The sequence below is a fragment of the Nereida sp. genome (genome assembly GCF_965655635.1).
Lineage (GTDB): Bacteria > Pseudomonadota > Alphaproteobacteria > Rhodobacterales > Rhodobacteraceae > Nereida.
Genome location: NZ_CBFHHE010000039.1, coordinates 1 through 14,907 on the forward strand (window position 1 = coordinate 1; position 14,907 = coordinate 14,907).

A 14,907-nucleotide genomic window follows, 5' to 3' on the forward strand; every position below is an offset into this window, starting at 1 on the left:
AACGCGGTCACCGGAAAGCTGTGCATCGCGAGCAAGTTGTGTGTATTTATCAATGATTTGCTGAGGAGTGCCGCGCACTTTGCCTTCGGGACCAGAGCTGTCAAAAACACGATTAATGACGTTGCCACCGGACGGGCGATTAGTGTTGCGGCTTTTGTTCCGCGAGCGGTTTTTAGATGATCTCATAAGGTATCGATGGCCCGTTTAGTGGCGCCTCACATCGGCGCAGTCCATTTTATACGTGATACATGCGTAAAGAAGCGCGCGGCTTCCAATATTCGCAGTGTCAGCTTAACAGCGATGATCGAACTGTTCCAATCCCGTCGCTCAGTAGACAAAAGCACTTGGCGCAGGCAGTCGCAAGCCAAAAGACACAAATTTTATGTATTTAATGCCTTAAATCACCTGTGCTGGTGACTTTTGAGCACATACAACGCGGTCTTTACCATTTATATCCTTAAACAAGCCGACATCTGCCCATAACGCCTGCTCAAACAGCGCAACCACATCTGCCCCCTGCCCTGCACCAATTTCGACGATGATACGCCCACCCAGTGTCAAAAATTGCGCTGCATCAGCCGCCAGAACGCGATAGACCTTCAGCCCATCGGCGCCAGGTGTCAGCGCCATATGCGGCTCCCACTCGCGGACATCACGGGCAAGTCCTACCATTTCGTCTTCGGCAATATAGGGTGGGTTCGAAACGATCAAATCATACGGACCACTTGCCCCACTCAGCCAATCCGAGCGATAAAATGCAGCACGGTCCGCCACACCGCAGGCCGAAGCGTTTTGTTGTGCAACAGCCAAAGCGGCTGCTGAAAGATCGGCCCCCTCGCCCGTCGCGGCCGGATTTTCAGCCAGCAAAGTCACAAGAATGCACCCCGACCCTGTGCCCAAATCAAGAACTTTTGAGTAAGGCGCAGTTAACGCACGCTCAATAAGCGTTTCAGTATCAGGGCGCGGGTCAAGGACAGCTTTGGTCACAATAAACTCGCGGCCATAAAATGCACGTCGACCGATGATTTGCGCCACAGGTTGATGGCCTAATCGCGCATCGACGTAGGCTTCAAAAGTTGCCGCCGCCTGCGCGGGAATTGTATCATTGCTATTAAGTGTCAGGCGTGATGCGGCGATGCCAAGTGCTTGGGCCATTAGGCGGCGCGCATCAGGTGCAGGCTCAACAATGCCCGCTTCACGCAACCGCGCAATTGCTGCCATCAAAGTAGATTGCACCGTTGCAGGCGTGCTCATCCGTTCATCTCGGCCAGAAGGTTTGCCTGCGCCTCGGCAGTCAGCGCGTCAATGGTCTCGGTCAGATCGCCGCCCATAATCGCGTCCAACTTGTAAAGCGTCAGATTGATCCGGTGATCTGTCATACGGCCTTGGGGGAAATTGTAAGTGCGAATGCGCTCGGAACGGTCACCACTGCCAATTTGGCTTTTGCGGTCGGCAGAGCGTGCATCATCGACCCTCTGGCGTTCCATATCATAGAGCCGTGTTTTCAACACCTGCATCGCGATTTCGCGGTTACGGTGCTGCGATTTTTCGGAACTCACCACGATGATGCCGGTCGGAATGTGCAAAATACGCACCGCAGAGTCGGTTGTGTTTACGTGCTGTCCGCCTGAGCCACTGGCCCGCATCGTGTCAATGCGCAGATCGCCTGCATCAATCTGTACGTCTACGTCTTCGGCCTCGGGCAATACGGCGACCGTTGCCGCAGAGGTATGAATACGCCCGCCGCTTTCAGTGGTCGGAACACGTTGCACGCGGTGCACGCCGCTTTCGTACTTTAATTTGGCAAAGACACCAGCGCCCTGCACGTGTGCAGTTACTTCTTTAATACCGCCAAGCTCAGTTTCTTGATGCTCAATGATTTCGAATTTCCAGCCCTGCGCCTCGCTATAGCGTTGATACATGCGCAACAAATCGCCTGCAAAAAGTGCCGCCTCGTCGCCGCCTGTTCCCGGACGGATTTCAATCATTGCAGGCCGCGCGTCGGCAACATCTTTAGGCAAGAGCGCAAGTTGCAGGTCACGCTCTGCATCAGGGACAGCCGCCCGCAGGTCGGGCAATTCCATCTCTGCAAGCTCACGCATTTCTGGATCAGACATCATTTCTTCTGCTTCACTTAAGTTCTGCAAAAGCTGCTGGTAGGCGTTGATCTGTGCCACGACGGGACCAAGGTCAGAGTATTCTTTTGACAAAGTCGCAATATCTGCGCCCGCCTCGGACATAGCGGCTTCAAGGTATTCGTGGCGTTGCAAAATTTGCGCGAGGGTATCAGCTGGGATCATGCGCCCTATGTGCCCAATGCCAGAACAGCACGCAAGCTTTTAGAGGCCTGAGCGCGCCAAGACCGCCGTGATCCGCGCTTTATTCACGCCCAGATCAGATTTGCCGTAAATCAAATGCCCTGCGATATGCACTGTGTCACCCTCAATCCAAACACGCGTCACATCTGGAAACGCCCAAAGCGCGCTTCGGGTCACAAATGTAGCCGGCGCATCCACAACTTTGCGCGTGCGCGGCAAGGCCGACAGTGCAGACGTAACCTTAGCCAATGCGGCCTCAACATCCGTGACTTTGCGCACGGCATAATGCCCCCCCGCGACGGGATACTCCCCCACCGCCAATGACGCAGGAACCAGCGCGCGGGCCACAGATACAGGCGCCAAACGAATGTAGGCGGCAGCAACTACGATGCTTGCCAAAATACCAATCACAATACTGGAGATCACTTTCGCTTGTCCTTTTCGCTTCATGTCAGCCTCTGTTTGCCAAATGCGGGCTCTGCAAAATCTGTTCTTCAAACGTTGCGCCCCGAATGCATTGGAACTCTGAGCGCTGAGTGCATATGTTGCCCCAAACAGGCGCTTGAGGAGGTACATAATGCAAAATCATGAGCTGATCCACTCGCCAAACGGCGGCATCAAACGCTTACTGCACATCATGGAATGTTTGCGCGATCCAGATACGGGCTGCCCGTGGGATATAGAGCAAACTTTTGACAGCATCGCCCCCTATACCATTGAAGAGGCTTATGAAGTTGCCGACGCCATCGCGCGCAATAACGTCGCTGATCTGAAATCAGAGCTTGGCGATTTGCTGCTACAAACCGTCTATCACACGCAAATTGGCACGGAGGCTGGCCACTTTACGTTTGACGATGTGGCAGAAGCTATTGCGCAAAAAATGCTGGACCGTCACCCCCATGTATTTGGCGATCAAAACCGCGACAAGTCAGCAGAGCAGCAAAAAAAAGACTGGGAAACCATCAAGGCCGCCGAGCGCGAAAAGCTTGGCGAAGCCGGTGTTCTGGACGGGGTCGCTTTGGGCCTGCCGGCCCTACTACGCGCCCAAAAGCTGCAAAAACGCGCCGCGCGTGTAGGGTTTGACTGGCCCGAAACAACGCAAGTGCTGGATAAACTGAAAGAAGAAGCGGCCGAACTGGTGGACGCCGCAGCGGATAAAGATGCCGATGCAATTGAAGATGAAATGGGCGATTTGCTGTTCGTAATGGCAAATCTGGCCCGCCATCTTGGTGTTGACCCAGAGGCGGCTCTTCGGCGCACCAACACCAAATTCACCACAAGGTTCGCGTGGATCGAGGCAGAGTTGGCCAAAGCCGGCAAAAGCCCTGAGGACAGCACGCTAGACGAAATGGACAGCCTGTGGAACGCAGCCAAAGTGGCGCTGCGCGAACAAATGGCAAAAGGTGCTTAAATATGACCCGTAAAATCATCATCGATACGGACCCCGGCCAAGACGACGCAATCGCGATTTTACTGGCGCTGGCAAGCCCCGAAATTGACGTACTGGGGATAACAGCCGTGGCCGGCAACGTCCCACTGTCCCTGACGGAACGAAATACACGGGTGGTGTGTGAACTGGCCGGACGCACTGACATGCCCGTTTATGCGGGGTGTGAAGCCCCACTATTGCGCCCGCTGATTACAGCCGAACATGTGCACGGCGGCACGGGGTTGGACGGCCCTGCGATGACAGAACCAACCATGGCGCTTCGTCCTGAGCACGGCGTGGACTTTATCATTGAGACCTTGCGAGCCGAGCCAAGCAAAACCGTGACGATCTGCCCGCTTGGGCCGCTGACCAACATCGCGAAAGCCATGCAGCAAGCGCCAGATATCACCGAACGCATCCAAGAAATCGTGCTTATGGGAGGTGCCTATTTTGAAGTGGGTAACATCACACCAGCGGCAGAATTCAACATCTTCGTAGACCCTGAGGCCGCTGATATCGTGCTGCGTTCTGGCGTGCCGATTACGATGATGCCGCTAGATGTAACCCATAAAGCGCTTGCCACAAAACCGCGTATCGAGGCGTTTCGCGCCTTGGGCACTACCCTTGGCACGACAGTCGCCGAGTGGCTCGATTTTTTTGAACGTTTCGACACCCAAAAATACGGCACAGACGGTGCGCCGCTACATGACCCCTGCGTAATTGCCTACCTCATTGCGCCTCAGCTTTTTGAGGGCCGCCACGTGAACGTGGCTGTTGAAATCAGCTCTGAGTTGACCATTGGTATGACGGTCGTTGATTTTTGGCGCATTACGGAACGCGCCGCCAATGCAACCTTCATGCAAAACATTAACGCAGATGGCTTCTTCGCGCTTTTGACAGAACGCTTGGCCACCCTGCCCCACACCTCATCAAAGGCCCCATCGTGAGCACATCTTTACATCTTGCGGGGCCTGAGGCTCTGCCAAAACTCATCACCATGGTGTCGGCGCTTCATCAAAGTGAAGGTATCACCACGGATGAAACACAGATCGGCCAAACCATCGCGCCGCTTCTTAATGGAAGTCCGTTTGGCTGTGTGTATTTGATCGGGCCAAAAGTTGCACCCGTGGGTTATGTCACCGTGACTTTCACATGGTCGATTGAATTTGGCGGCCTCATTGCCATGATCAATGAATTTTTCATCCGCGAAAACATACGCGGACGCGGGATGGGCAGTGACGTGCTAATCAGCCTGCCGCGTGCGCTGGCTGATGCCGGAGTGACAGCCATTCATCTGGAAGTTGGCAAAACAAACGCACGTGCGCGTGGCCTTTATGAGCGTTTAGGCTTTGTCGCACGCGACGGCTATCAAACAATGGTGCGCACCCTATGAAATCCGAAACTAATATCCCCTTCGACAACAGTTTCGCGCGCCTGCCTGAAGCATTCTATGCGCGGCAGATACCTGAAAAAGCACCAGCGCCTGAGCTGTTGATCTTCAATGAAACCCTCGCAAATGACCTTAACATTGAGGTAGAGCCATCTGATGTTACAGAGATTTTCAGTGGCAACGAAATTCCAGATGGCGCGGACCCGATTGCGCAGGCCTATGCAGGTCACCAGTTTGGTAATTGGGCCGGACGATTGGGCGACGGCCGCGCAATCCTACTGGGCGAAGTCATTGACCGCGAAGGCCAGCGCCAAGACATCCAGTTAAAGGGCGCAGGGCGCACAATGTTTTCGCGCGGCGGCGACGGACGTGCATGGCTGGGGCCTGTGTTGCGCGAATACGTTGTAAGCGAAGCAATGCACGCTTTGGGTATCCCGACCACCCGCGCGCTTGCAGCGGTTGCGACCGGCGCGCCTGTATTGCGCGAACAAGGCCCTTTGCCTGGCGCAGTATTGAGCCGTGTTGCCAAAAGCCACATCCGCGTCGGCACGTTTCAATATTTTGCAAGCACAGGTGATAACGCGAACCTCCGGGTGCTGTTTGAACACACCGTCGCGCGTCATTACCCGCACGTCGGCACGCCGCTTGAATTGCTGCGCGCTGTCTTGAAGGCACAATCAGAACTGGTCGCAAAATGGATGGGCATCGGCTTTATCCACGGGGTGATGAACACAGACAATTGCCACATCGCAGGACAAACGATTGATTACGGCCCGTGTGCGTTTATGGATGAGTTCCGCGGAATGCAGGTTTTTTCCAGCATAGATCAAACCGGCCGCTACGCCTATTCAAACCAACCCAATATGGCCGCCTGGAACTGTGCGCAGCTTGCCACTGCGTTGCTGAACCTCGAACCCAACCGCGACACCGCGATTGAGGCCTTCCAAGACGAGATCGGCACTTTTGGCGAAATATTTATGACTGATTACCTAAAGGTGTTCGGTGCCAAACTTGGCCTGTCCGCGCCCATAGCTGAGGACGCCAATCTAATTGAGACGGTGCTCAGCGCAATGCAATCAGAGGGAGCCGATTTCACAAATACCTTCCGCGAGCTGACTGATGATAGTTTTAATGCGCGCCCAAAATGGCACAACGCTTGGGCCGACCGTGTCGCACGCGAACCTGACGCACGTGAGGTAATGGCGGCGGCAAACCATGTGATTATTCCGCGCAACCATCAAATTGAGAACATGATCACCTCTGCGGTAAACGGTGACCTGAGCCCGATGAAATACCTCAATACCGCGCTGCAAACGCCTTTTGACCCGCAAAGCGACGACGCACTGCGCCGCCCCCCTGAGCCATATGAAAAGGTCGCCGCAACATTTTGCGGCACCTAAGCGCGACCTTAGATTGAGCGCACCACAATGATCATCAACAGCGAATAGAGCATGATGCCCCCGCCAATAAGGAACAGTGGCCAGTTTCTGAAAACAGATGCTTTCGCCAACTCTTTGGCTTGGCCCATCAGGTCCGGCCACGTGTAGCTGACGAAATCGCCTTGGGTGAAAACAGCCTTGATGCGCCCGTCTTCATCCACCACTGGCAAGCGGCGGAACCGCTCGTTCGACATAATCCGCAGCCAATCCACAAGATCATCAGTTTCTTTGGCCAAGCGCGGCTCACGGGTCATAATTTCTGACAGTTTCGTCTTGGACGGGTCCAAAGCGCCGTTCACCAGCTTTTTCATGATGTCACGTTCGGTCACGACACCAATGACTTTGCGGTCATCGTCAATGACCATCACTGAGCCGTAGTTCATCTCGGACATGGCCGCGACGGCAGGTTTTACCGATTCATCCGGCCCGAATGTTAGCGGTTTGGGTTTACTCGCATATTCCGCCCGATCCATAATGCGCATACGGCGGTTGGAGGTGTTTGTCGTGTTACTTGCGGCCATGGTGCAAATCCCCTTGGTATTAAAAATTAACTTACCCTTAAGAGACTAGGGCGTTTTGCCGCATGTCCAGTAGCAGAGCTGTTTCGCGCGCCCACTTGAACAAAGTCTTAAAGACGCAAAATTGCACTGCCCCCTTTTGCCTAAGACGAACAACAGCTAAGCATGGCTCGCACGGTTAAGAGGATGACATGGCGATGGGCACCCCCATTTTGGAGCGCTGCGAGGCAAAAGGCCTACGCATGACAGACCAACGCCGCACCATCGCTAGCGTTTTGCAAGAAGCGGATGATCATCCGGACGTCGAAGAACTTTTCAACCGCGCTGTGGCGGAAGACCCAAAGATTTCGTTGGCTACCGTTTACCGGACTGTGAAACTTTTTGAGGAAGCGGGCATTCTCGACAAACATGACTTTGGCGATGGCCGCGCCCGATATGAAACCGCGGACCGTAGTCACCATGACCACCTCATCGATATGAATTCTGGCGAAGTGATCGAGTTCATGGACCCCGATATTGAAGCTTTGCAAGAAAAGATCGCGGCCAAACTTGGATACGAACTGCGCGGCCACCGCTTGGAGCTATACGGGGTTCCCAAAAAGGGCTAAGCTCTCAATCTCGAGGCCTGCGCATACAGCCCCCCCTCGAGCACACCACAACAAAACGGATGCGAGCATGTCCTTTTCCAGCCCGAAGGCCAGCGGCGTACCCGTCCGCCTGAACGATAACCTGCGCGGCGCCCTTTTGATGGTGGGCGCGATGTTTGGTTTCGCCCTTGAGGACGCACTGATCAAAACGCTGGCAGGGACCCTTCCCGTGGGGCAGCTGCTTGTTATCTTCGGCTTTTTGGGCGGCGCAATGTTTGCTGTGATGACTTGGGCACAAGGTCAGCGCCTTTGGACCCAAGCGCTGCTGCATCCGGCCGTTATCATCCGCAATGTCGGCGAATTGATCGGCACGGTTGGTTTTGTCACCGCGATCATTCTCACGCCGCTGTCGACCGCATCTGCCATCCTGCAAGCCACCCCGCTTGTGGTCACGCTTGGGGCAGCGCTGTTTTTACAAGAAAAAGTCGGCTGGCGTCGGTGGGCGGCGATTTTTGTAGGCTTTTGCGGTGTGCTTTTGATTATTCGCCCTGGCGCAGAAAGCTTTGATGCTAAATCACTCTTTGCTGTGCAGGGCGTCATCGGCCTTGCCACCCGCGACATCGCTACCCGCCGCGTGCCAAAATCTATCACGTCACTCCAGCTAAGCACCTATGCGTTTTTCATGCTCATCCCGGCGGGTGCGCTTATGTTGATCTTTAGTGACGGCATGATCCGGCCTGACGCAGTCCAATGGGCCGTTTTGCTTGGATCGACCGTGATCGGTGTTGCTGCCTATTACATGATCGTCGCCGCCATGCGGGTGGGCGATGTGGGCTATGTCACACCATTTCGCTATACGCGACTGATCTTTGCATTGGTGATTGCAACAACGTTCTTTGGTGAGCGCCCTGACCTGCTGACCCTTATTGGTGCTGCAATTATTGTTACATCCGGCATTTACACTCTTCTACGTGAAGCGCGTTTGAAACGGGCTTCCAAACCATAGTGGTGCTTGGTATAGGCACGCTAAACCCAGACATACTGAAAGGCGCCTTATTATGAGTGCAATTATCGACATCCACGCCCGCGAAATCATCGACAGCCGCGGCAACCCAACAGTTGAAGTGGACGTGATCTTGGAAGATGGCACAATGGGCCGCGCTGCGGTGCCTTCTGGTGCATCAACTGGTGTCCATGAAGCCGTTGAAAAGCGTGACGGTGATAAAGCTCGGTTTAAGGGAAAAGGCGTATTGCAGGCAGTTGCGGCTGTGAACGGCGAGATCGCCGAAGAACTGCTTGGGTTTGACGCTACAGAGCAAGTTGAAATCGACGCAGCGATGATCGCGCTTGACGGAACACCAAATAAATCACGCCTTGGTGCCAACGCCATCTTGGGCGTGTCATTGGCAGTTGCGAAAGCCGCTGCAGACTACACGGGCCAGCCCCTGTATCGCTATGTGGGCGGGACATCAGCGCGCGTTTTGCCTGTTCCAATGATGAACATCATCAACGGTGGTGAGCACGCAGACAATCCTATCGACATTCAAGAATTCATGATCATGCCCGTCTCTGCCACGAACATTCGCGACGCTGTGCGCATGGGTTCAGAGGTGTTTCACACACTGAAGGGTGAGTTGTCTGCCGCCGGCCTTTCAACAGGTATCGGCGATGAAGGCGGGTTTGCCCCCAACATCAGTTCTACCCGTGATGCGCTTGATTTCATTTTGAAATCCATCGAACAAGCTGGCTACAAAGCAGGTGATGATATCATGCTGGCGCTCGATTGTGCGGCAACTGAGTATTACAAAGACGGCAAATACGTATTGGCTGGCGAAGGCAAAACACTAACGTCCGCAGAAAATGCCGCTTATCTTGCGTCACTGGTCGATGACTACCCGATCTTTTCAATCGAAGATGGTATGTCAGAGGATGATTGGGAAGGCTGGATTGCCCTCAACGAACTTCTTGGCGGTCGTTGCCAACTTGTTGGGGATGATCTTTTCGTTACTAACCCCGCACGCCTTGAAATGGGTATTGAGCGTAAGGCCGCCAACTCGATGCTTGTAAAAGTGAACCAGATCGGCACGTTGACTGAAACCCTCAAAGCAGTCGACATGGCGCACCGTGCTGGCATGACCAACGTCATGTCACACCGTTCGGGCGAGACCGAAGATGCTACGATTGCCGATTTGGCAGTTGCCACCAACTGTGGTCAGATCAAAACAGGTAGCCTTGCACGGTCTGACCGGTTGGCGAAATACAACCAACTGATCCGCATCGAAGAACAGCTTGGTGAGGCCGCCGAATTTGCTGGCCGCTCAATCCTGAAATCTTAAACGACCTGAGAAACACCTCTGGTTTGGATATTTAAGAACAAAAGAAGTTAGGGCGCCCTTGGTCTAGGTGCGCCTTTTTCGCGACAGGAGTCAGCAATGACAGCCGATCAAATTATCGACCACCTCGGGCTTATGCCACATCCCGAGGGCGGATATTACCGCCAGACTTGGGCCGCTGAAGATACGGCAGAGTTTAGTGATCGACCTGAGGGCACATGTATCTACTTTCTGCTTAAAGAAGGGCAAAGCAGCCACTGGCATAAAGTCGACGCGACCGAGATTTGGTTCTATCATGCGGGTGCGCCACTTGTGCTGAGCATTGCTGAAGCAGACGAAGGGCCCGCTATAGATCACATTCTGGGCGGTGATGTTCTGGCAGGGCAGCACGGGCATTTCACGGTGCCCAAAGACGCTTGGCAAGCCGCACGCACCACAGGCGATTACACATTAGTCAGCTGCACTGTAACGCCGGGGTTTACCTTTGATGGCTTTACCCTTGCTGCGCCAGAATTTGATATTCCACGCTAAGTGGTCACGGGTGTAGGCCTGCTGATAATCCCCCCCCCGACAGCGGCAGCCACACCTGTGGTGCCCGTACATGACGTGGGCATTCCGCGCGCGACACGTACCGCCAGATAGGCAAATGCCTGCGCCTCTAGCATATCGCCATCAATGCCGATGTGATCCACGTCCATCACGTCTGCATCAAGGAATTGCGCCAGCAGTTCCATCAAATAGGTGTTTCTTCGCCCGCCACCGCACACATACACATGGCTTACGGGTGCGGGAAAAAACTGAACGCCACGCGCGACTGCAGCCGCAGCGCACGCCGTGAGGGTCGCAACAGCATCTTGTGGGCGAAGCTGTTCAATGTCTGAAAGTGCGCCTCGAAAGCTATCGCGATCCAGTGACTTCGGCGGGCGTTGGCTGAAATAAGGGTGGGCCATAAACGCCTGCACCAGTTCATCATCAACTGTGCCGGAACGTGCTGTTGCGCCATTATCATCAAATATCTTACCAAAATGGCGCTGCATCACATCGTTGATCGGCGCATTAGCCGGACCAATATCAAATGCCAAAAGTGCGCCACTGTCCTCGGGCTTTGCACGTAGCGGATCAACCCATGTGACATTACCAACACCGCCAAGGTTCAAAAATGCCACTGGCCCGTGCGCGCCGATGTGTTTGGCCAGTGCGAAATGATAAAAAGGGGCAAGCGGCGCGCCCTGCCCACCTAATTCTACATCTGCCGAGCGGAAGTCCCAGACGACCGGCGCGTTCAACACATCTGCCAAGACCTGCCCATCGCCAATTTGGAACGTCCGTCGGTTTGCAGGATCGTGCCTAAGGGTTTGACCGTGAAACCCGAATAACTCCGCATCGCCATATTTACTCAGCGCTTGGGCATGAACCGTCTCGACTAGTTCGGCCACATCCGCCAGATCATCCTCTTGCCAGCGCCCCAAACCAGAACGCAACACATCTTGCTCCGCTGCAGTATACGCCAGAAAGCCGCTCTCGCCGAAGCCTGCTATTTGCACCCCATCCGTGAGCACCATGGCCGTGTCCACACCGTCCAAAGACGTGCCAGACATTGCACCAACCGATCTTATAATACCTGTTTTCAAACTGTGTGCCCCTCAGCCCCTTTACCGCCGTGGCGTTCCCCCCTTATACGGTTTGAAAATACGTGAAGGAAGCGCCATGACATACCACCCAAAATCGGACTTCATCGCCATTATGATGGAGCGCGGCTATCTGGCCGACTGCACCGATTATCAAGGGCTGGACGAGGCGCTGAGCAACGGGGTTGTTCCAGCCTATATCGGCTATGATGCGACTGCCTCGTCACTTCACGTAGGGCATTTGCTGAATGTGATGATGCTTCGCTGGCTGCAGAAAACGGGTCACAAGCCGATCACTCTTATGGGCGGCGGCACGACAAAAGTGGGGGATCCGTCGTTCCGCTCGGACGAGCGCCCACTTTTGGGACCTGAACAGATCGATGCAAATATTGCGGGCATGCAAAAAGTATTCGCCCGATATCTTGATTACGGTGATGGCGGCACAGACGCGTTGATGCTGAACAACGCGGAATGGCTTGATAGCCTGAACTACTTGGAATTTTTGCGCGACATCGGCCGACATTTTTCTGTGAACCGGATGTTGTCATTTGAGTCTGTCAAATCCCGCCTTGACCGCGAGCAAAGCCTGTCGTTCCTCGAGTTCAATTATATGATCTTGCAGGCCTACGACTTCATGGAGCTGAACCGCCGATATGGCTGTACGCTTCAAATGGGTGGCTCTGATCAATGGGGCAACATCGTGAACGGGATCGATTTAACACGCCGCGTGATCGACAATGAAGTTTACGGCCTGACCTCGCCACTGCTAACCACTTCGGACGGCAAAAAGATGGGTAAAAGCCAAGATGGTGCCGTGTGGCTAAACGCGGATATGCTCCGCCCCTACCTTTTCTGGCAGTTCTGGCGCAACACGACAGACGCCGATACTGGCCGGTTCCTCAAGCTCTATACAGAACTACCCGTAGCTGAATGCGAGCGCCTTGGCGCTTTGCAAGGATCGGAAATCAACGAGGCAAAAGTACTCCTTGCCAACGAAGTCACCACCCTACTTCACGGCGCAGAAGCTGCCGCGGCGGCAGAGGCAACTGCGCGCGAGGTCTTTGAGAAGGGCGGCGTTGGGGATGATCTGCCCACCCTTACAATCAGCGCAGCGGACGTGGCAGAAGGCATCAGCATCGTGCAACTGATCGTAAAATCTGGACTTGCAAAATCTGGCAAAGACGCAAAACGCCTTATCTCAGAAGGCGGTGCAAAAATTGACGATGCACCACTTGAAGATGCAGGCATGATGATCGATGCAGCAGCGCTTTCAAATACCATCAAACTGAGTGCGGGCAAAAAACGCCATGCGCTGATCAAGCTTGGCTAAGCCCAGTTCTTTTGTTTAGAAATATCCCCGCCGGAGGCCTTAGATCAAAATCTAAGCAATCTTTAAGTTACTCGGGGATTGTGAATACTTGACCGGGATAGATGAGGTCCGGATCGTCAATTGCAGCACGATTTGCCTCAAAAACCTTTAGGTAGAAAACACCATTGCCATACCGCTCTTCGGCGATGGCCCACAGGGTGGCACCGGGCTGTACTGTCTTGCTTGTAAAGCTCGCTTGATTTTGCGCTACTTCAGCCAAAACTTCTGGTGTTTCACGCTTAAATGGTAGCTCTACGCGGCTTGTGACGTCTCCATCTGCGCTGACCTCGTCGATGCGCAACGTATAAGTTCCCGGATCAACATTGGGCAGATCACTACCCCATTCACCATCTGCAACAGGCGCATCACTCACAATAGCACCGTCTATGTAAATCCGCACATTTCCATCATTGGGCGCACGACCCGCGAGTTGCACTTCGCCAGTGCTGTCATAGCCAATACTATCCACAAACACCGTCGAGGGCGCAGGTGCGTTCTGTGTGCTTGGGCCTTGAATAACTTTCACCGTTTCTTCTTGCGCGGCGATCACCACTGGGGCCTCGCTGACCTGCTCACCTGTACTCTCGCCATCGCTTTGGGGCACGACGACAACGCCTGCAATGATGAACCGGTTCGGGTCTTCGGTTTGCGCGCCATCGGGGTCGCTCATCACACTCAGAACGCGGTCATTCTCAGACGGTGGAATATCCGCAAAAATAGCAAAGTTGCCAAACGCGTCGATCGAACCGCGTGTGACTTCTGCGCCGTCCAGCATTACGGCCAACGTACTGCCCGCCTGCCCCGTGCCTGCGATCAACGCCATGCCTTCGGGATCCACTCTGAACCCTACCTGCAGCGGGGTGGCTGCAGGTGCAACTTCCGGTGAGCCAGGCTCAATCACGGTAATTTCTGGGACTTCAATAGCTGGTGCCGGGGTCACAACCGCCTCAGCTGGCGCATCTGCCACTTCAGCGCTCACAGCTGTTTCCGGCTGCTCCACAGCGGTCTGTGGCTGCGCTGCAATCTTGCTGAGTGGTTCGTTCATACCACTAGGATATAACGCGTATAGCACCCCAATAGTCACAATGCTCACACCAGCAATCGCGACTTTCTCTAAAGTGTTCAATGCAGTTCCAGCCATGACAGCCCTCTTTGTTGTCCTGTAGCACCCAACGCAGTGTGTGCCACATCTTCTTAGCCTACCCTACATATTGGGTCAAAACCCAACTACGTCGCGCGGTGAGCGCGACTTTTGGGCAACGATACGGCCGAGTATAGCGCAAGAGCTGTCCAAATGAGGGCGAACGCAACCCCGTGCCAGACACCAAAAGGTTCTTTGAAAATCAAAACTGCGCAAACGAACTGTAATGTGGGGTTCAAGTATTGGACCAGGCCAACTGTTCCAAGACGAACACGTTTGGTCGCATATGAGAAAAACATCAGTGGAATGGCTGTCATAGGCCCGCAAAGCGCCAAAAAGAGCAGCTCCGCAAGATTGCCAAAGACCGTCAGATCACCAAACCAGATCAACCAAACGGCAGCGAGCGGCGCAAATAACAGCACTTCGCACGCCACAGAAACGACCGGGCCTGCCTCAAGCCGCTTTTTGATTAATCCGTAGATCCCGAATGTCACAGCCAAAGCCAAAGCAATCCACGGTGGGGTTTGTGTACCGATCGCCAACACGCTTACTGCAACCACTGCAAGGCCAACCGCAACGGCTTGGGCGCGGCTCAACTTTTCACCAAAAGCCAACATACCTAAAACAACCGCTACCAGCGGGAAGATGTAATATCCAAGCGATGTTTCGGTAACACGCCCCACTTTTGTAGCCCAAATGAACAGGCCCCAGTTAATTGCAATCATCACCGACGCGGTCGTGATGATCGCGATGTT

General features: G+C 54.2%; 17 protein-coding genes. 9 read left to right on the forward strand and 8 right to left on the reverse strand.

Translation table 11 applies throughout. The annotated features are described in order from the left end of the window. The 4 genes from ACTF5M_RS10110 to ACTF5M_RS10125 all read right to left on the reverse strand — a co-directional run. A partial coding sequence (locus ACTF5M_RS10110) for a DUF4167 domain-containing protein (RefSeq protein ID WP_438960877.1) occupies nt 1-186 on the reverse strand: 186 nt, incomplete at its 3' end. Between the two features lie 210 nt (nt 187-396). After that, complete coding sequence (gene prmC, locus ACTF5M_RS10115; RefSeq protein ID WP_438960878.1) at nt 397-1,254, reverse strand: peptide chain release factor N(5)-glutamine methyltransferase; 858 nt, start codon at nt 1,252-1,254, stop codon at nt 397-399. Then, on the reverse strand, nt 1,251-2,300 hold the full coding sequence (gene prfA / locus ACTF5M_RS10120; RefSeq protein WP_438960879.1) for a peptide chain release factor 1: 1,050 nt from the start codon (nt 2,298-2,300) through the stop codon (nt 1,251-1,253). Before prfA ends, prmC begins: the two co-directional genes overlap by 4 nt. 39 nt (nt 2,301-2,339) lie before the next feature. After that, nucleotides 2,340-2,768, reverse strand: coding sequence for a DUF1499 domain-containing protein (locus ACTF5M_RS10125; RefSeq protein WP_438960880.1), 429 nt, complete (start codon nt 2,766-2,768; stop codon nt 2,340-2,342). Nucleotides 2,769-2,895: 127 nt separating this feature from the next. Here ACTF5M_RS10125 and mazG point away from each other — a divergent pair, with 127 nt between their 5' ends. The 4 genes from mazG to ACTF5M_RS10145 are packed head-to-tail and all read left to right on the forward strand — an operon-like array spanning nt 2,896 to nt 6,537. Beyond that, nucleotides 2,896-3,729, forward strand: a complete 834-nt coding sequence (gene mazG / locus ACTF5M_RS10130; RefSeq protein ID WP_438960881.1) for a nucleoside triphosphate pyrophosphohydrolase — start codon at nt 2,896-2,898, stop codon at nt 3,727-3,729. A 2-nt stretch (nt 3,730-3,731) separates the two neighbouring features. After that, the gene (locus ACTF5M_RS10135) at nt 3,732-4,694 is read left to right on the forward strand and encodes a nucleoside hydrolase (protein WP_438960882.1); all 963 of its coding nucleotides are present in this window, start codon (nt 3,732-3,734) and stop codon (nt 4,692-4,694) included. After that, nucleotides 4,691-5,140, forward strand: a complete 450-nt coding sequence (locus tag ACTF5M_RS10140) for a GNAT family N-acetyltransferase (RefSeq protein WP_438960883.1) — start codon at nt 4,691-4,693, stop codon at nt 5,138-5,140. The genes ACTF5M_RS10135 and ACTF5M_RS10140 overlap by 4 nt, the downstream gene beginning before the upstream one ends. Then, nucleotides 5,137-6,537, forward strand: coding sequence for a protein adenylyltransferase SelO (locus ACTF5M_RS10145; RefSeq protein ID WP_438960884.1), 1,401 nt, complete (start codon nt 5,137-5,139; stop codon nt 6,535-6,537). The genes ACTF5M_RS10140 and ACTF5M_RS10145 overlap by 4 nt, the downstream gene beginning before the upstream one ends. Nucleotides 6,538-6,545: 8 nt before the next feature. Here the strand turns inward: ACTF5M_RS10145 and ACTF5M_RS10150 are convergent, their stop codons facing one another. Then, nucleotides 6,546-7,097, reverse strand: a complete 552-nt coding sequence (locus tag ACTF5M_RS10150) for a CBS domain-containing protein (RefSeq protein WP_438960885.1) — start codon at nt 7,095-7,097, stop codon at nt 6,546-6,548. Between the two features lie 194 nt (nt 7,098-7,291). Between ACTF5M_RS10150 and ACTF5M_RS10155 the strand changes: the two genes are divergently transcribed. The 4 genes from ACTF5M_RS10155 (at nt 7,292) to ACTF5M_RS10170 (ending at nt 10,545) form a co-directional block, all read left to right on the forward strand. After that, complete coding sequence (locus tag ACTF5M_RS10155) at nt 7,292-7,702, forward strand: Fur family transcriptional regulator (protein WP_438960893.1); 411 nt, start codon at nt 7,292-7,294, stop codon at nt 7,700-7,702. A gap of 67 nt (nt 7,703-7,769) precedes the next feature. After that, nucleotides 7,770-8,687 (forward strand): DMT family transporter, encoded by a 918-nt coding sequence (locus ACTF5M_RS10160; RefSeq protein WP_438960886.1) that lies wholly within the window; start codon nt 7,770-7,772, stop codon nt 8,685-8,687. A 52-nt stretch (nt 8,688-8,739) separates the two neighbouring features. Beyond that, on the forward strand, nt 8,740-10,017 hold the full coding sequence (gene eno / locus ACTF5M_RS10165; protein WP_438960887.1) for a phosphopyruvate hydratase: 1,278 nt from the start codon (nt 8,740-8,742) through the stop codon (nt 10,015-10,017). A 96-nt stretch (nt 10,018-10,113) separates the two neighbouring features. Continuing rightward, nucleotides 10,114-10,545, forward strand: a complete 432-nt coding sequence (locus tag ACTF5M_RS10170) for a cupin domain-containing protein (protein WP_438960888.1) — start codon at nt 10,114-10,116, stop codon at nt 10,543-10,545. Here ACTF5M_RS10170 and ACTF5M_RS10175 read toward each other — a convergent pair. Beyond that, complete coding sequence (locus ACTF5M_RS10175) at nt 10,542-11,612, reverse strand: anhydro-N-acetylmuramic acid kinase (RefSeq protein ID WP_438960889.1); 1,071 nt, start codon at nt 11,610-11,612, stop codon at nt 10,542-10,544. The genes ACTF5M_RS10170 and ACTF5M_RS10175 overlap by 4 nt on opposite strands. 109 nt (nt 11,613-11,721) lie before the next feature. Between ACTF5M_RS10175 and tyrS the strand changes: the two genes are divergently transcribed. Beyond that, nucleotides 11,722-12,972, forward strand: coding sequence for a tyrosine--tRNA ligase (gene tyrS / locus ACTF5M_RS10180; RefSeq protein WP_438960890.1), 1,251 nt, complete (start codon nt 11,722-11,724; stop codon nt 12,970-12,972). A 67-nt stretch (nt 12,973-13,039) separates the two neighbouring features. Here tyrS and ACTF5M_RS10185 read toward each other — a convergent pair whose 3' ends face one another. Both ACTF5M_RS10185 and rarD read right to left on the reverse strand, forming a co-directional pair. Beyond that, nucleotides 13,040-14,152, reverse strand: a complete 1,113-nt coding sequence (locus ACTF5M_RS10185; protein WP_438960891.1) for a LysM peptidoglycan-binding domain-containing protein — start codon at nt 14,150-14,152, stop codon at nt 13,040-13,042. A gap of 86 nt (nt 14,153-14,238) precedes the next feature. Further along, nucleotides 14,239-14,907: EamA family transporter RarD (gene rarD, locus ACTF5M_RS10190; protein ID WP_438960892.1), on the reverse strand; the 669-nt coding region annotated here is incomplete at its 5' end.